The organism is Alteromonas pelagimontana (genome assembly GCF_002499975.2).
Lineage (GTDB): Bacteria > Pseudomonadota > Gammaproteobacteria > Enterobacterales > Alteromonadaceae > Alteromonas > Alteromonas pelagimontana.
On sequence record NZ_CP052766.1, the window covers coordinates 3328759 to 3346709 of the forward strand.

Annotated in this window: 10 protein-coding genes and 1 pseudogene; 6 read left to right on the forward strand and 5 right to left on the reverse strand. The window is 45.3% G+C overall.

What is annotated here, in order from left to right; translation table 11 throughout:
* Positions 1-31: 31 nt before the first annotated feature.
* From CA267_RS14675 to tnpA, 4 genes and pseudogenes are all read left to right on the forward strand, one after another.
* The gene (locus CA267_RS14675) at positions 32-3001 is read left to right on the forward strand and encodes a TonB-dependent receptor (protein ID WP_075610524.1); all 2970 of its coding nucleotides are present in this window, start codon (positions 32-34) and stop codon (positions 2999-3001) included.
* Positions 3002-3691: 690 nt separating this feature from the next.
* Positions 3692-4571: pseudogene (locus CA267_RS14680) on the forward strand (IS982 family transposase).
* Positions 4572-4841: 270 nt separating this feature from the next.
* Positions 4842-7820: a TonB-dependent receptor domain-containing protein gene (locus CA267_RS14685; protein WP_075610109.1), complete on the forward strand. Its 2979-nt coding sequence runs from the start codon at positions 4842-4844 to the stop codon at positions 7818-7820.
* A gap of 172 nt (positions 7821-7992) precedes the next feature.
* Positions 7993-8427 carry an IS200/IS605 family transposase gene (gene tnpA / locus CA267_RS14690; protein ID WP_075609268.1) on the forward strand — a complete coding sequence of 145 codons (435 nt, stop codon included), beginning with the start codon at positions 7993-7995 and terminating at the stop codon, positions 8425-8427.
* Positions 8428-9142: 715 nt separating this feature from the next.
* Here the strand turns inward: tnpA and CA267_RS14695 are convergent.
* A complete protein-coding gene (locus tag CA267_RS14695; protein ID WP_232367554.1) occupies positions 9143-9739 on the reverse strand; it encodes a DUF4136 domain-containing protein in 597 nt (198 codons plus the stop codon).
* Positions 9740-10731: 992 nt separating this feature from the next.
* Between CA267_RS14695 and CA267_RS14700 the strand changes: the two genes are divergently transcribed.
* Together CA267_RS14700 and CA267_RS14705 are read left to right on the forward strand one after the other, a co-directional pair.
* The gene (locus CA267_RS14700; RefSeq protein ID WP_217358036.1) at positions 10732-11685 is read left to right on the forward strand and encodes a glycoside hydrolase family 43 protein; all 954 of its coding nucleotides are present in this window, start codon (positions 10732-10734) and stop codon (positions 11683-11685) included.
* A 92-nt stretch (positions 11686-11777) separates the two neighbouring features.
* The gene (locus tag CA267_RS14705; protein WP_217358037.1) at positions 11778-12818 is read left to right on the forward strand and encodes an alpha/beta hydrolase; all 1041 of its coding nucleotides are present in this window, start codon (positions 11778-11780) and stop codon (positions 12816-12818) included.
* A 221-nt stretch (positions 12819-13039) separates the two neighbouring features.
* On the opposite strand, the gene CA267_RS14710 is transcribed toward CA267_RS14705, so the two are convergent.
* The 4 genes from CA267_RS14710 to CA267_RS14725 form a co-directional block, all read right to left on the reverse strand.
* Positions 13040-13327 (reverse strand): hypothetical protein, encoded by a 288-nt coding sequence (locus CA267_RS14710; RefSeq protein WP_075610113.1) that lies wholly within the window; start codon positions 13325-13327, stop codon positions 13040-13042.
* A complete protein-coding gene (locus CA267_RS14715; protein ID WP_075610114.1) occupies positions 13324-14940 on the reverse strand; it encodes a PepSY-associated TM helix domain-containing protein in 1617 nt (538 codons plus the stop codon). Before CA267_RS14715 ends, CA267_RS14710 begins: the two co-directional genes overlap by 4 nt.
* A 5-nt stretch (positions 14941-14945) precedes the next feature.
* Positions 14946-15230, reverse strand: a complete 285-nt coding sequence (locus tag CA267_RS14720) for a hypothetical protein (RefSeq protein WP_075610115.1) — start codon at positions 15228-15230, stop codon at positions 14946-14948.
* Positions 15231-15461: 231 nt separating this feature from the next.
* Entirely contained in the window at positions 15462-17594 is a 2133-nt protein-coding gene (locus tag CA267_RS14725; RefSeq protein ID WP_075610116.1) for a TonB-dependent siderophore receptor, read from the reverse strand.
* Positions 17595-17951: the final 357 nt, after the last annotated feature.

Genomic DNA, 17951 nt, shown 5'->3' on the forward strand with positions numbered 1-17951 from the left:
TCAATTAGTATTGTTGTCCAGGGAGACACAAATGTTTAATTTTAAGAGAAATATTTTTACCCGCACGGTTACGGCGATAGCTGTGGCTGCGGCAATGGGGGGCGTTGCGCCTGCGTTGGCTCAAAGTACATCAGGTGCTGTATCTGGCCAGGTTGTCGGCTCATCAGAACAAGCAGTTGCGGATGCAGAAGTAACAATTCTGAATGTGGAAACAGGTTTTACCAGAACCGTAGAAGTTGACTCTGAAGGTAACTATCGGTTCCCGGCTCTGCCTATTGGCCGTTATGTGGTAACTGCCAAAGCACCGGGTTATGCCCAAAGCAAGTCCCAAGAGTTTTCAATTAACGCTGGTGGTTCAAGACAGTTAACTGTTGGATTAGCCACTGATATTGAGCGAATTGAAGTTTCTGGAACATCCATTTCAATGATTGATATAAGTTCTTCAGGTACTGCACTTAACATCGGCGAAGTTGAAATCGATCGTTTACCGGTAGCAAGAAACGCGACAGCTGTTGCTTTGTTGGCTCCGAGTACAGTGGCAGGTGATGGCCGTTTTGGTAACCTGGCCTCATTCGGTGGTTCGTCTGTTGCGGAAAACGCTGTTTATATTAATGGGTTAAATGTAACCAACTTCAGAACTGGTACGGGTTTCTCAGATGTTCCATTTGAATTTTATAAACAGTTTGAAGTAAAGACCGGCGGCTATTCCGCTGAGTTTGGTCGTTCAACAGGTGGTGTAATCAACGCGATTACTAAAAGTGGTACCAACGAATTTAAATTTGGTGCTAACGTATATTACCAGCCTGAAAGTCTTAGAGAACAAAGCCCTGACACATACTTATCAAACGGTAACGCATATGTAGTTAATCGTTTAGATGAAAGAAGCGAAATGGAAGGAAATATTTACGCTTCTGGTCCGCTTATCGAAGATACTCTATTTTTCTATGCAATTTATAACCCCCGTGATATTAGTCGTGAAGGAACTACTGGCGAAGGTAGCAGTTTCTTTGATGAAAGTTCAGATGACGCGTTCTACGGCGGTAAAATTGACTGGCAGATAAATGATGATCATTTACTTGAGTTGTTAGCGTTTTCTGATTCTAACACCCTTACCACTGGCAACTATCGGTTGGATTTAGCGTCAGGTGAAAAAACGTATCAGTCCACTGGGTATGAAGAAAATGGGGGCGATAACTGGTCAGTTAAATATACAGGCTACCTTACTGATACTTTAACTGTTACGGCGATGTACGGAGAAAACAAATACGCTCTGACATCGAGAAGTAATGTTCAAAATGAATGTAATTTTGTTTACGATTTGCGCGATGATGCTCCACTGGGTACGTTTGCAGGCTGTATCGGTAGTCCCGCCTATTTAACCGAGGAAGGTGAAGATAAGCGTGAAGCGATGCGTATCGACTTTGAGTGGTATTTAGGTGATCACCTAGTGCGCTTTGGTTACGATACGGAAACGAATACTTCTGAGGCACTGGAGGGCTATTCAGGACCGGATGGTAAGTTTGTTTACTTACGCGATGGTGAAGCCGGTGGACAGTTGGACAATGGCGCGGTTATTCCGGCGGGTGTCACAGAGTACGTAGAGGAACGTGTTCGTACGGTAGAAGGAAGTTTTGAAACAGAGAATAGTGCGTTTTATATTGAAGATATCTGGAGTGTCACGGACCGTCTGACTGCAACGATTGGTCTACGTAATGACGCGTTTGATAATAAAAATGGTGCAGGTGAAACCTTCGTTAAAATTGATAATATGTGGGCACCCCGTCTCGGTATCTCCTATGACATCAATGGCGACGGAGAATCCAAAGTATACGCCAACGTCGGCCGTTACTTCCTGCCTGTAGCAAGTAACACTAACGTTCGAATGTCAGGAAACGAGTTTGATGTCACGCAATATTTTCCATTGTTAGGGACTGCGATCGCTGATTTTAATGGTAGTGAATACCTAACTTACGAGAAAGGTTCACAGATCGGCCCAGACAGAGTGAACGCCGACGGTAGTGTACCGGATACGCGTTCTTTCGTTGACCAGGATTTGGATCCCATGTATCAGGATGAATTTATACTTGGGTATGAAGCTGTCTTTGCAGAAAACTGGAGCTGGGGTATCCGTGGTATCCGTCGTGAGCTGAATGGCGCTATCGACGATATGGAAGTTTCAGGTTATCTTGATGACACTTACGGTTGTCATGCTGCGTCTTACATCCTAGGCAACCCTGGTAAAATCGCAACCCTATTTGCCGACACAGATTGTAGCGGCGATGGTTCGGTTGATGAAGCCATTGAAGTTGATTTAGCAGAAATTGGCTATCCGGAAGGTGAACGTAAGTACAATGCAGTTGAGTTAACGCTAGCACGTGTTTGGGATGGGCAATGGTCATTCAATGCTTCTTATTCCTGGTCACAAAGCTACGGTAATACAGAAGGCCTGGTTAAATCAGATAATGCTCAGGATGATGCGGGTATTACTCAAGACTTTGACTTCCCAGAGTTGATGGATGGTGCCTATGGTTACTTACCTAACGATCGTCGTCACGTATTTAAAGCGTACGGCGCATATGCACTTACCGACGATCTTACACTTGGAGCAAACTTTACTTTAGCGTCTGGGCGTCCAACGAACGCTTTTGGTATCGGCCATCCTAATGGCGTTCCTGCATACGGCGACACTTTCTATATTTGTACTGCCAATTGTACGGACGAAGAGCTTGAAGCCGAGTATGCTAAGTTCTCACGTGGTACCTACGGACGCACAGAATGGACTCCTACTCTTGACCTGAACTTGACCTACAACTTAGAGGTGTACGGTTCAGCAGTGGTACTAAGAGCAGATGTATATAACGTACTTGATGCTGCTTCAATACAAAGACGGAACGAGTTTGCTGAAGATAGCTTCCCTGGCGATACGAACGAGCGTTTTATGGCGGCTACGGCCTACCAGACGCCTCGGTACGTTCAATTTAGTGCAGGTATTGAGTTTTAAATAATACTTAATTAAGTGCTTATTAAAAGGTCAGCTTATGCTGGCCTTTTTTCTTTGTCATTTTCAATTCACATAGCAGGTTTGCGATACCTAATCAACGGTTTGTCAGACGCATGTAATGCTATGTAATCTTCACCATTCAGCACGCAGAATAGTGGCCGTAAGAGTTTGTGGTCCATTTAAGCACCCTTTTTAAAGCACGAATTCGAATTAGGGGTGCACCACTTGCTTATGTAAGCCGCGCCGCGAAAACCCATTGAATACGACTGCTAGCTGCCTAAACCCTATGCTTAAAAAAGAGACAGCCATTCTTTATGGTTTCGCGGAGGAGGATGCATGGTGCTCTCCTTATAAAGAGCACCATGCCGCAGCAAAATATCACGAATTATATAATGAGATCGCCGAACGGAGACGTTAATACCGACCTTTCTTCATATATGATCACGCTAGCCCAGCTTTTCGTACGCCTCCTTATGAAGCGCGCTATGCTTATAAATCCGCTTCAAGCCATGATGCAGGCTTGACGTTTCATATCCCTCGAAAACAATGACTAGCTCTTAAGTAGAAGTAGAAGTAGAAGAAGAGGTAGGACATTAATGAACCCCAATCCTGTTTAAGAAATTGAACTAAAAGCCTGTTCCAAGATCGGATCTTTCGACAAAGAAATGACCAAATCAACAAGGAACAGGCATGAAGAATCTAGTTGAATTATTTTGCGATGTCGATGACTTTTGCAAAGTGTTTATTCCCCAATGGCAAAAGCAGCTACTTGAAGACGGCACCAGAAGACGACGTGAGTGCCGTATGTCAATGAGTGAAATGATGACAATCATCATCGGTTTTCACATGTCACATCATCGCGATTTTAAGAATTATTACTCGAGATATGTAAGAGTATTTTATCGCAACGCATTTCCTGATCTGCTTAGTTACGCGCTTTTTAGAAGTGATGCCGCGAACAATTGTGCCCATGTGTGCCTACTTCAGTACTTTAAAGGGAAAGCCTACAGGCATTGAATTCATTGACTCTACCAGCCTAAAGGTTTGCCATAACATTCGCATACCTCGCCATAAAACCTTTGACGGGATAGCGCAAAGAGGAAAAGGAACAATGGGCTGGTTTTACGGCTTTAAACTACACTTGATAGTGAACCATCTGGGTGAAATCGTGGCGGCAAAAGTGACGACGGGGAATGTCCATGACACAAAACCTGTCGAAGAATTAGCTCGACATTTACCCGACAAGTTGTATGGCGATAAAGGGTATTTGAGCAAAGCATTAGAAGCTAATTTATTTGAGAAAGGCGTCAAACTTATCACCACGGTTCGCAAAAATATGAAAGCAAAAGCGATGTCTTTATGGGACAGAGCGATGCTATCGAAGCGCTTCATTATTGAAACTATCAACGACCAATTAAAGAACATTTCATACATTGAGCACTCAAGGCATCGCAGTATAAATGGTTTTACACTCAATTTAATGGCTGGTCTGGTGGCTTATTGTCTTAAAGAAAACAAGCCATCCCTTAATATCAGTGACATTGAGCGCAATGCGATGGTTGTTGCTTAAGCCGATCTGGGGTTAATGAGTGAAATAGGAATGATTGAAACCATATCTAGCCGCTAACAACTGAAAAAAGTCAACTTAATCTCCTATGAGGTAAGTTACCGCAAAAAAAAGCTGAAAAAAATTGAACTTTTCAAAATAAGGGTCGTAAACTCAATTGACCCCCTCATGTTTCTGTGGTTATTGGCGAGGTCAAAAAACCTTCACAAATAAGAAATCGTTTAAGCGACATATAACACACACTAGTTTAATAGTGGTCTAGGGAGACAATCCATGTTTAAAGGTAATCAACTCAGTAAGTCTATACGTTACGCTATAGCAGTTAGCGCGATGTCCCCCTTATTGATAGCTGGTAATGTCAACGCACAGCAAGATGAGCAATCAGCGGAAGAAAAAGTAGAAAAGATTCAGGTAACCGGTAGCCGCATTAGAAGTGCTAATGCCATGTCTACCAGCCCTATTGCAACTGTTGGCGAAATTGAAATTGAACAACAGCAACAGCCGGAGTTAGAGCAAATCATACGTTCTTTGCCCGGTGCAATGCCTGGAGATAACGGTAACGTTAACAATGGTTCAGGCGGCGGCGCCACCATTAACTTGCGTGGCTTAGGATCAAACAGGAACCTTGTGTTGATGAATGGTAAGCGTGTGGTGCCATTTAACACGTCAGGTACTGTTGACACGTCTACTATTCCGACCGCACTGATCGATAGAATTGATATAGTAACTGGTGGTGCTTCGGCGGTTTATGGGTCTGATGCAATTTCTGGCGCTGTTAACATCATTCTTAAAGATGATTTTGAAGGCGTTGAGCTGGACATGTCACACTCGCGTACTAGCGAAGCAGATGCACAGACCAAAAACATGGCGTTCACCTTGGGCGGTAACTTCGACAACGACAGAGGTAATGCTGTTGTTTCTGTAAGCTGGCTAAATCGTGATCCTCTATTACTCGGTGATCGTTCTTTAGGTAATTATGGAATAGAAACAGCTTCCGGCGCAAACTACCAAAACTTTTTAGAGGGTATCGCTCCGACTCCGCCTTCTGATCCTACCTGTGGTGGTAGCACACCGAACGTCGTTGCCCCAGGTGGCGGCAGTGGAACCGGCATACCTACTCGTATGGGTATTGTGGGAACTCCAGCGGTAGCGGGTCAGTTTCGTGATGATGGGTCATTTGTCATCGGCGATGCGTGTAGCACGTATAACTTCAACCCGTTTAACTACTATCAAACCCCTGCTAAGAGATACAGTGCTACAGCAATGGCACATTATGATTTGAGTGATAATCATACTGTTTACGGTACCTTTAACTTTACAAATACTTCTGTTGAAACTCAGATTGCACCGTCAGGAATCTTTGGTAGCGCGTTTTGGATCCCTGTAGCCAACCCTTATTTCTCCGATCAAGCGCGATCAGCCATTGTCGATGGCGCAAATGCTAATCTGGGTTCCTTAAATGACGGCTTAGACACTTGGCGCGACGTAAATGGGAATGGCGTTGTGGACAGTGAGGACTATCTTTACATGTCTGTCAACCGCCGCACACCTGAGTTAGGTGCACGTTCAAGTACTTTTAATACAGACCAGTTTCAAATTGTTGCTGGTATGGAAGGCTTCCTGACGGACTCATGGGCCTATGATATTTCGTTCCAACACGGTGAAACCAACAAAGTTAATCGTGACGCGGGTTACACGAACGTTGCAAACATTGCCAACGCCTTAGATGCGACCTCTACTGAAGAGTGTACTTCTGGCGGCGGTTGTGTACCGTTAAACGTATTTGGCGGCTTTGGAACTATCACTCCAGAAATGGCTGCTTATTCTTCTGCAACTGCGTTTGCAACCACTGAATATCAACAAAGAGTTTTTTCTGCAATTGTTGATGGACCGATCGAAGCAGTAGTATTACCGTGGGCTGATAACCCTCTCGCAATGAGCTTTGGTTACGAGTATCGCGAAGAAATTGCTTCTTTTAATCCAGATGAATGTTTGAAATTAGCTCCAGCTAGCTGTTTAGGTGGTGCCGGCGGTAACTCGTTACCTGTTGAAGGTTCGTTTAAAGTTAATGAAGTTTTTGGTGAAGGTAAATTACCTCTTGTTGAAGGCGCAGCACTGGCTGAAATTCTTGAGCTAGAATTCGGTTACCGCTATGCAACTTACGATACTGTAGGAAGTACTGATAGCTGGAAGTTAGGGTTAGCTTGGCGTCCAGTAGACGAGCTTTTAGTTCGTGTAATGAAGCAGAAAGCGACTCGTGCGCCAAATGTTGGTGAACTATATGCGCCATTGGTAACTGCATTGGATAATGCTGATATGGATCCATGTTCATCAGCTAATGCTGCCAACATTGATGCTACATTACGTACATTGTGTCTTTCTACAGGCATGAGTGAGTCACAGGTTGGTGCCGTAGACGACATTGTGTCAGGTCAGATTAATGTGTTATCCGGATCTAATCCTGATGCACTGCCTAATGAAGAGACAGCGAATACACTAACTGCTGGTATTGTATGGTCTCCTGAGTTTGAAGGTTTAGAGCGTACGCAGCTATCACTTGATTATTACGATATCGACGTCGATGGATATATTGGTGAAAATTCCCCTCAGGAAATTCTTGATGGTTGTTATGTACTAGGTAACGCTGATCAGTGTGCGCAGATTAACCGTATCGGGGGCGGATTAACCATTTCAGGATCTGGGGTAGAGGCTTATACCACAAATCTGTCTTGGTTGCGTACTCGCGGCTTAGAAATGTCGTTTAACGTTGGTTTAGACCTAGACGGCGCTGGTACGTTAGATTTCAGCGGTAATGTTAACCATTACTTGAAGGTAGAGCAGTTAAGCTCGTCGGTTAGTGAAGTTATTGATTGTAACGGATACTTTGGTGGCAACTGCGATCCTCAACATCAGACACGTGGAACTTTAAGAACGACTTGGAACTACGAAGATTACTCCGTTTCTCTTCTGTGGAGCTACCAAAGTTCGATAGAGCGTGAAGTTTCGCAACAGGCTGACACTTTTGCTCCGTTCCGTAAAATTGAGTCTTATAGCTACTTCGACTTGTTTACTAGCTATCATTTGAACGATTTTACCCGTCTTAGCTTTGGTGTAGATAATTTGTTCGACAAAGAGCCTCCTGTAGTTGGTGGAGAAGCAGCATCTACGTCGTATAACAGCGGTAACACTTTCCCGGCATACTACGATGTACTAGGCCGTACATACAGATTTAGTGTTAATCTGCAGTTCTAATTAACCTGAAGTATGTAATTTTAAAACCTCCCGTTCATCGGGAGGTTTTTTATTTTCAGCCCTAAACCACCTACTTCAGTAGGTGGTTATCATTAATGTCAGGGCTTTGCCCGTATACCTACCCATGTTAAATCTCCCTTTGATTTTTAGCGAAGTCAAAAAGGAAAATAACATGAGTAGATACGAGCAAGCATCGCACGTGTTTTGGCGATGTCAATATCACATAGTCTGGACTCCGAAATACCGGTTCAGGATATTATCGAATAAATTAGGCAAAGATGTTTACAGGTGTATTCACGTCTACTGTCAGCAACTCGACTGCATAGTGATGGAGTTGAACGTGCAGATAGACCATGTTCACCTAGTAGTAAAAATTCCTCCAAAGCTGTCGATATCAAACCTGATGGGTGCTTTAAAAGGCAAGATAGCTTTGAAACTATTCAATAAGTACCCACATTTGAGAAAGAACAAAATGTGGGGAAACCACTTCTGGCAACGAGGTTACTTTGTTGATTCAGTGGGAGTGAACGAAGAGATCATTAGACGTTATGTACGTCACCAGGAGAAGGTTGAAAGACAAGAGCAAGCTCAGCTCGCCCTAGAATAGAAGGCCCCCCTTTTAGGGGGTTCACACAAAGCCACCTTCTTTAGAAGGTGGATTCTTTACTTGGTGCGCCGGGCACGGCGCATAAAGCCAAGATGGACACTCACACTTATCTTCGGGTTTTTAGAAGGCCACGAAGAAGCTCTTATCTTTACTGATAGCCGTAATTTACCAAGTGGCAGCAGATATGGCGGGTTGATACCGGTTATCTCAGGTGATATAAAGTAAAGCGCGTCAAAGCCACGTAGCTATGTGTGCATAGAAAACGGAGAAATCGCAGCGGTGATTTCCATAGTGCCGCAGCCAATCGGCTATTCACAGCAGGGGCTGTAAGTCTTTTATATATTGTCTTGCTTATCGTTTCTGTACTGTCTGCCAGCCAGGTCAGCGAGAAGGTGGTTCATCAGGCAAGATGACAGTCCGTTCGGGCAATGCTTGTTAGATTTCCCGCAGAAGTATATAGCGGGCGGATTGGCGCGTAAATTAAACGGTACCCATACATGGATAGTGTTTTCAGGGCTATTCCCATTACAGGAGTAGAGAAATTAACGAGCACACCGAATCGGCATGCATAGTCTCCTCACACTCAAATCTATTTATACCGAATCTTTGTGTTCGAACGTTCCATCAGCTAGTACGAACCGGTAAATCTTCGTTACATCTCTTTCGAAAACACCAAGAAAAGAGTTGGGGATGAAAAATATTCTACATCCCAAGGTTACTGCGGCTCCATAGGCGTTTCGACTTTGGCCGGATAAGGCTGTAGTAACTCGCGAACCAGGCTGGTCAGTTCTTTCTGGATAGTAATGCTATCGTTTGCATCGAGTTCTGCACTTCCCACAGCACTGTAAATGAACGCGCCATCTTCAATAATATCAATCTGAAGGTTTTGATACTGACTCACTTGTTCACCCACAGGAACGCTAAAAATACTGCCCAGCGATATGCCGGTTGAACGTCCGAATACCCCGGTGCCAAGGCCGAAGCTTACTGACTTTCCATCTTCTTTGCTTGCGGTGGAAGGGAAAAAGCTAACTTCAACGTCAGCATTTTCTTTGCTGGCAGCTTGTAAGCCCTTGCTCTGAAGAATAGAGGTTATAGAAGACATCATATGATTTTCAATCGTGGCATTAACAGAGTTAAGCGGAGGTCGAACATAAAAGGTGTTAATAGCGGAAAAGTTGTGATCGTCACTTATCTCAATTTGCGGTTTGTTTGAGGCACACCCAACCACCAAGCCGCAGGAGAGAAAGGCAACAAAGAGTAATAGTCGAGCATGTAAGCGTGTTTTTTGTAATAGCATAACTTTAGACAATAATAATTAGTCTTCCTTTTAACGGCCACAACCGGTAATACGGATCGGTTTTTACCTGTAATATCTCTATTTTTAAAGACTGTAAAAAAAGTAACAAAACAGGTTCGTGACCATTGCAAGTAAAGTATTAATGAAGGATATTAAGCAACCGGTTGATCGGTTTCTGTCATATAACAATCATCGGCCGCTCGTGTAATTCGCTACCATTTCGCTATTAGAAACGGTATTCATGAATGACCAACTAGTAAGAAATATCCAGCTTACGGGCGCGATAGTCATTGGCCTTGGGTCAATATTGGGAACAGGAGCCTACGTAATTGTAGGGATGAGTGCTTCAATCGCCGGAGACGCGTTGATCTGGTGAATTGCTATTGCTGCTTTAGGCAATAGGTTTTCATCCGCCTAGCAGGCTGTCGCCCATCCTGTAAGTGGTGGAACTTACGAGTACGAATATCACTTTTGAATCCGGCAAGTGGTAAAATAGCGGGCGCTCTTTTTATTATCGTCAAAACTGCATCAGAGGCAACTGCAGCGTTGGCTGTCGCCGGATACATCAATAGCTATGTCGGTATGCCGCAATGGCTTGCTAAATTCAATGCAATACTACTTTCATTGTTCACCACACTCATTTTAGCTGAAAAACGCAATATATGCTGAATTGTTCTTAACTGACATTAGCGACGAGTAAAAAAGATAAGCATATTAAACGGATTCGCAATAGTCCTGATGTTTCCTTTGTTACAAAGTTTAACAAACTGTTAATTCATGAGCTTTATGACCTGGAACACGCCTTAATGCCTACAGCGAAGACTATAGTAACTATAAAAAAAATCTCTCAGCATATATTTCTGTTTATATCACTTTTAACAATAGTTGCGTGCAGCACTAAAACGGAAGAGTTTGCTGGAAGCAAAAGCACAGCGTCAACTATTCCTCCCTTACGCTTTGACAATCCTGTTATCAAGTACGACACCGAGGATCCAACCAACAAGGTGGGTAAAATTATATATACAGCGGATCCTGCAACTATGGTTGTGAATGACACTGTGTACCTGTATACAACGCACGACGAGCAGCATGTAGATGGCAATGATTATCGCATGTACGACTACCGCTTATGGACAAGTACGGACATGATGACTTGGGAAAATAAAGGCGCCGTATTTCGTTATTCTGACTTTGATTGGGCCCGGGGGGACAGCAAGACAGGCAACGCTTATGCGCATCACGTAATACACCGAAAAGATGAATCAGGAGTCTCCAGGTATTACTTTTATGCCACAGTGGAAGGTGGGCAGTCGGAAGGGAAGTTTGGCTTTGCAATTGGCGTAGCCGTATCAGATAACCCTGAAGGACCATTTGAAGACCCGCGTGGTATGCCAATGATTTTACTTGAAGATACCGCTGAATATAAAGATCACACCTGGCGTAATATTGACCCAGCTGTTTTCATTGATAACGATGGCCGAGCCTACCTTTATTGGGGGAATCAGCAGCTATGGTGGGTTGAGCTTGAAGCCGATTTAATACATCTGAAAGGTGAAATCTACACGTTGGACTCAGATGGAACAATGCAAAACCGTGACACAAGTCAGGTCCAAATTCATGCTGTGAATACTTTGCCTAACTTTGAGGAAGCGCCATACGTTTCACAACACAATGGCCTGTATTATCTGGTGTATGCTGCGGGATTTCCGGAAAGTATCGCCTATGCGACTAGCGCCTCTGCTACCGGACCCTGGCAATACCGGGGAATAATTATGGAGCCGCTTCCTGGCACTACTACCATTCACCCCGCCATGTTTGATTTCAAGGACAACACCTATCTTGCATATCACAACGCCGATCTCCCTGACGGCGGCAGCTACAGAAGATCGGTTGCTGTGGACACTGTGCACTTCAATGAAGATGGCACCATTAAACCCATTATCCGAACATCGAAATAATAGCAGTCAATGGCGAGTTCGGCGTAAGTTCAGCCGGAATCTTGGCTTGCATGCCCAAACTCTTTGTCCAGACGATATAGTAAGGAAATTATATGAAAAAGCTTAATCAAAGAAGTCACGCATGGGCCCAACTCGGCGCTTCCTCTTCAACAGTTAAACAGCATTTGGTGAAAGGACAGATGCATTCCAAACCTAGAGCCGCCCGGTCAGCCATACTTCGGGTAACCTTGCTGATAGCCGCTTGCTTGTTTGGTGCTCGAACTTTGGCGCAGACAGACGATGCTATGACCCCGATTCCAACCCCCGACCAGCCGAATGCCATCGAAATTGGTACCGCGCCACTTCCTGGGGCTCAAACTTTAGAGGCGTGGCATTCTCAGTATGGTAGTCGTTTTGTCAGGAATGTTACAGTTGCCACACTCACCCCTTTCTTGCCAGATCCGGCTAACGCTATCGGCGCGGCGGTCATAGTTGCACCCGGTGGAGGATTTCGCACACTGTCGATGGAAAACGAAGGGTGGGATGTTGCCCGCGCATTGGCCGAGAAAGGCATTGCCGCATTTGTTCTTAAGTATCGTTTGAACCAGACACCCAGTGACATGACTGAATTTAAACGAGCGATGGATGAGATGTTTTCAGACACTGGCCGGCGGCCGCCACGTCCTGAACCAAAGCAGATGAAAACCCGCCTTGCGCCCCAGATTGAAGACTCTCGCGCCGCCTTTGCTATGATCCGGGCTCGTGCAGCCGAATGGAAAATTGATACAGACCGTATTGGCATGATAGGTTTCTCTGCTGGCGCCATGCTCACCATGGCCACTGCCCTTGTAGGTGAAGACGCCAAACCCGCATTTATTGGCAACATCTACGGCCCGTTAACGGCGGTAGCAGTGCCAGACGACGCGCCTCCACTTTTTGTTGCGCTTGCCGCAGATGATCCTTTCTTCGCCAACAGTGAATTTGGCCTGATTGAGAACTGGCACGCTGCTGAAAAACCGGTGGAGTTTCACTTTTACGAGCAGGGTGGTCACGGCTTCGGTATGTATTCGAAGGAAACCACTAGTACCGGCTGGTTTAGCGCTTTTACTAGCTGGTTGACCATGCACGAAATGCTGAAGTCCAAAGCGGGGTAGCGGCTAGATATAGCTAGCTGTCTTCGCAACGACGTCTTTACCATGGCGTGCTTGTATCGTCTTTGCTCGCAATCACGGTGGCAACTTTGGAAGTACGCTATGGATTGCCCGCCGTCAGCCTTTTTAGAGAAAAAGGGGATTCTTACTCACCGATTGGTTTTCGGTTATACCTGACGGTGTTACTCACTATTGAGATACTTGTGTTGGAACCAATTCGCAAATTACACCACAGACGCTGGCAGCTCAGTCATCAACCACCCAATTACCGTTAGCGCACCTGCGTACATTAATATGCCAGCATAGTTCGACATAATGGCAAGTGGAATAACAGGTAGCAGTAAACTTAACGCCAAAAGCTTTCGGCTTGCCGGAGATAATGAAACGTTGTTATGACGATTGACACGGGTTTTACCGGATAACTGGGCGCGCCTGGGATCGGATTTTGCCAACAACAAGATAATAAGCGCGCTGTAAATAATAAAGGGCAGGGTGGAGAGTAAATGATTCATTTGGCCATCTCCTGTTGCTCTATTGGTTGCGTTTGATTACCAGCCAGCTTGTTCCCTGGCTGTAGCAATGTGTAAAGCGCGTAAAAACACCAGCCCGCGCAAACCAGCAGAGCAATATCAATAAACATCATAGCGATCATGTCTTGTTTTGCTGCTTCCAGCCAACCCTTGCCCGAACTGAGGAATCGTAATGCGGGCAGGGTAAGGCAAAACACACCGTTAGCGACAAATAACACCTGTTTAAGTACAGTTAGATTTTTTATCAGAAGAGACATCGCACTGATTACTGCGGCTGCAATAACAAATGAAAGCGGAGTCCATGCGCTTTGATTCAGTTCCATTTCGCCGCTTACAAAGAAACCGATTGCGCAGCTTAAAGAGCAAAGCGGCAGGCCATAGAACCCCCAGATACACAGACGGCTGAACCAGCGCCACGGCGTTTCACCTTTTTCGTTTCGAAAAGCATAAAGTTGTAGCCCGGTGATTGTGACATAACAGGCCGCCACGCCCAGGCTTATCCAGATAATCTTCGAAATCAGGCCAGCGAATGTGCCAAAATGAATGGGATATATCAGCGACATTATAACACTGCCGGCCGAAGGCACGGTGCCAACTTGCGGTTTGTATTCGACAAAACTACCGTCGGTGGCATCGTAAACTAGTTGTTCGAATCCTACTTTACCTTCGTGGGGCATAAAGAAAGCTGACATACTGGCAGATTCCGTCCCCCGGTGAGAAACGGTTATGAAGTAGGGCACCGAAGACTGGCGTTCTGCCGCATCTGTCACCATCTTATTTAAATTCGCTGATTCCAGAGGCGCTTCACTTTTATTCTGCTGCTCGCCAACCAGCGTATACATCATGGCCTCTTGATCACCACCAAACGCGACTACGGCCATTGCTGGCAAACCGAACGCGGTAGCAAAACTGAAAAAACTACCGGTAAAGGCCAGCAAAATTGCAAAAGGAATACTCCAGGTGCCTGCAACGGTGTGGGAATCGCGCTTAAGTGGCTTGCCGTCACGTTGCTTCCTGATCGCAAAAATATCCGTGAACAGATGACGATGCATCATAAAGCCAGACACCGCAGCAATAAGCATTGCGAGGCCCAAAATACCCGTGAGTATTAATCCCCATGGGGAAGGTATGTGTAATTCTGTATGAATGGCGACTAAAAACCGGCTTAGCGCATTGCTGTCGTCCTGCGCATATAATTCGCTACCAAAACCGTCTTGCTGCGAGACAACCTCACCTTGCGAATTTACCAGATATTGCGTGCCGTATTCATCCATCTCGCCGGAAGGATTTTGCTTGTGAGTGTGGAAAAAATAAACCAGTTGCTGGCGGTGATTTTCATATAACGAAATTTCATCAAGGTAGTCCTGCTCAGTCATTGCTGCAAGGCGATTTACCGTACTGTTTACATTGCTGGTGACGACCAGATTTTGATGACGGTTGCTATTCGACCACTCCCCAATTTCATCGGAAACTACAGCAACGGTGCCGGTGAAAATGACAGCGTAAAGCAACATACCTAAAATGATGCCTGACCAAGTGTGCAGGCTAAGCAGAGCTTTGGCTTTCGAACGCATTGTGGGGGTGTTTTGATTCATAGTTGTTAGCCTAAAAATTGGAAGGCGAGGACGACGCTGTTCACGATAAACAGCGCCAGCAACAGCCCCCACGCTTTACGCATATCGTTAGCCAGGTATGTGTAAAAAAATAATGCAGCCCAGATTAAGGGAAACATAACCAAAGGCATGACGATGTTATTCACATTGCCAGCGCCGGGGGGAAACCAGGCGGCCATAGCCAGCATTACCAGCAGAGATACCAGCAGGGTAGCTGGGCCACTAAGCCAGAAACGGCCGTTTTTAAAAAGTAATCCGGTTGATGTCGTCATAGCCAGGTTCCCTAATCGGTACGCAAAACAAATTACCTGACTTTGTCGATGTATTCTGGCTGCGTTTATGTATGTAAAATAACTTTCCGTTAACCGGCAGTGTACAAGAAATATACTACGATAGAAATGAGAATCATTCCTTGTCTTATGTGCCTCTATTTATGTCCAAGTCAGTCGCGAAGGGCACTAACAATCTTGTAGTGCCCTTTAACGAATCTTCTGTTCTTTAGATTAATAAGCCCAGCGAAGTGTCAGGCTATAGTCAGTGGGTGAGCCGTAGAAAGCCTGCTCGGTTCGAACGGAACTTAGGTATTCTTCGTCTGTAATGTTGTCCAGATTCAGACTAAGAGATAGCTGTTCATTAAAGCTGTACTGAACATAGCCGCCGATAAGCGCGTAGCTATCTTGAGTAATACGGCCGTAAGCGGAGTCGAAATACATTTCACTTTGCCAACGGACAGAAATACCGGCGTTTAGCTTTTCTTGCCATTGCGGCGCGTAATCGATAAGCAGTTTAAATGTTCTGCGCGGAATAAATGTGCGAGCTTCATCGCCATTTTCGTCATCCATGGTTAAGGCAGTAAAGCCGCCCTGAAGCGATAATTCTTCAGTGAGGTTGCCTGAGACTTCAATTTCAACACCATTGGAGTCTACGGTTACGCCTCTGTAGAGCGAATAATCGAAGTCGTCCGAGTAATCGTCGTCATCAACGCCGTCACCATCGCCGTATTCGATGAATTCGTAGAGGTTTTCCTGTTCTGTTCGAAAGACCGCGACACTGATAAGAAAATTATTTTCAAACTGCTTCTTCAGGCCCATTTCATAGCTGCGGCCTTCCGCAGATCCAAGCGGCTCAAGGTCTTCATTCAAATAATACTGCGGTTGGTAAATGTCGCTGTAGCTACCGTAAATATTGAGATTATCGATAACCTCCCAGGTAAAGCCGATATAAGGGCTACTGCCATCTTCCGTGGTAGACGTCGAAACCCCCCAGGATTCTCCCTCGTTTTCGTAATCAACAAAACTGGCGCCGAGTATAAGATCGAAGGTTTCAGTAACGGCTAACTGCACCGCGCCATAAAAGCGATTGAGCGAGACATCAGTAAAACCAGCTTTATACGGCGCTTCCCACTCTGGTCTCGCTACTTCATTTGCTGCCCAACCAGGAAATGTGGGCATGATATCAAAACCACTTAACGCGGTAGAATCAAGATCCAGTGTGTCAGCATCAGCAAGGCTGATACCGAGATTAAAGGAATGCTCCATTCCCCAGGCTTCAAACGTGCCCTGAAGTGTATTATCCCAAATTAACGTATCATCTTCAGCGTAGAACTTGCCTGGATAGCCCAACAGGCCCAATCCCGTCTCACGGTCCAATCCAGTGTTGGAGTAGGTGTAAAATAATTCAGAGTCATCTTCGTATTGCGTATAATTAAGCTTACTGGTGAAATAGAAATTATCAGTGATGTACCAGCTGAGTTCAGCAAAAGCATTTTCACTTAACGTATCCCAGTAGCTCCATTCCATTGCCGAGGTGGTTGAAACAGGAAAATCAACCTGAGTGCCATCTGAATAAATTAACGGTACAGCTCCCCAGGTGACGCCGTCGCTGTTGTTATCCTGATAGGTGTAGCCGAACGTCAGGGTGACAGAATCGCTTATCTGCCCATCTACCACACCGTACAGTACCGTTCTGTTGTTTTCGTAGTAATCTAACCAGCTTTCTTTATCCTGATGAACAATTACCGCCCGCGCCGCCCAGCTACCCGAATCTGTCAGCGGCGTTGATACATCGGCTACCGCTCGTAAATTCGACCAGCGGCCCGCTGTCACCGCTACGCTGGCTTGGGCATCGTTGTGGGGGCGTTTTCTGACATAATTTACCGTTCCCGAAGGGTTTCCTAATCCGGTGATCAGGCCGTTAGAGCCACGCAAAAATTCTACTTTTTCGTAGATTGCGGTGTCCAGATCGCCCACAAAAATATCGCCAAAGGGAATGCCGGAACCATCGACGTGCATACTGGTAATATCAAAGCCGCGGGCATTGAAATAGGTACGGTCGGTTTCGGATTGGTCAACATTGATACCGGTGACTTGCCTGAAAAGGCTGTTGATATCACTAAGGTTATAGTCAGATATCAGACCTTCTTCGATTATCGACATAGACTGCGGCGTATCAAAACTATCCAAGCCCAAGCCGGTCGCCCCCGAACTTATTCGCTGGGTACGGCTTTCAACGATACGAATGACTTCAATATCATCAGTTTCCTTAGTTGCTTCTTCATTCGTTGGTAGTGATGCTTGTGCTTGAACGCCAAACGCCAACATGATGGGCGATAGCGCAAAAATCTTCTTATTGGTCATGATGTTCTCTGCAGGTTGAGTGGTTTTGCATAGCGCGAGCAGTATAAAATACAAAAGTTAATTATTAAATGGTAATTGTTATCATTTGTATCTTTGTGTTTGGATGACCGTAGTTGGAAGTTGTTTAAATGGCTTAAAACAACCGATCCCTTCAGTGCGGTTGCTAAAGACAATCGCAGCCAAACAATGCGTGGGGTTGGTTATTTCGAAATAGCAAAGAAAAGGGAATGGCTGGCTGAAGGCCAACAGGATGCGGGATTGGTAACCCGCACAGGTAGGACGTTATACTGCAACTGATATTTGATTGCTTACAGCGCTATGGAGCTGCCGTTTCAAATTTGAAAAGAAGTTAACGCT

Coding starts and splice junctions, on each gene's coding strand:
- CA267_RS14675 (WP_075610524.1), top strand. CDS start 32: ATGTTTAATTTTAAGAGAAATATTTTTACCCGCACGGTTACGGCGATA.
- CA267_RS14685 (WP_075610109.1), top strand. CDS start 4,842: ATGTTTAAAGGTAATCAACTCAGTAAGTCTATACGTTACGCTATAGCA.
- tnpA (WP_075609268.1), top strand. CDS start 7,993: ATGAGTAGATACGAGCAAGCATCGCACGTGTTTTGGCGATGTCAATAT.
- CA267_RS14705 (WP_217358037.1), top strand. CDS start 11,778: ATGAAAAAGCTTAATCAAAGAAGTCACGCATGGGCCCAACTCGGCGCT.
- CA267_RS14710 (WP_075610113.1), bottom strand. CDS start 13,327: ATGAATCATTTACTCTCCACCCTGCCCTTTATTATTTACAGCGCGCTT.
- CA267_RS14715 (WP_075610114.1), bottom strand. CDS start 14,940: ATGAATCAAAACACCCCCACAATGCGTTCGAAAGCCAAAGCTCTGCTT.
- CA267_RS14720 (WP_075610115.1), bottom strand. CDS start 15,230: ATGACGACATCAACCGGATTACTTTTTAAAAACGGCCGTTTCTGGCTT.
- CA267_RS14725 (WP_075610116.1), bottom strand. CDS start 17,594: ATGACCAATAAGAAGATTTTTGCGCTATCGCCCATCATGTTGGCGTTT.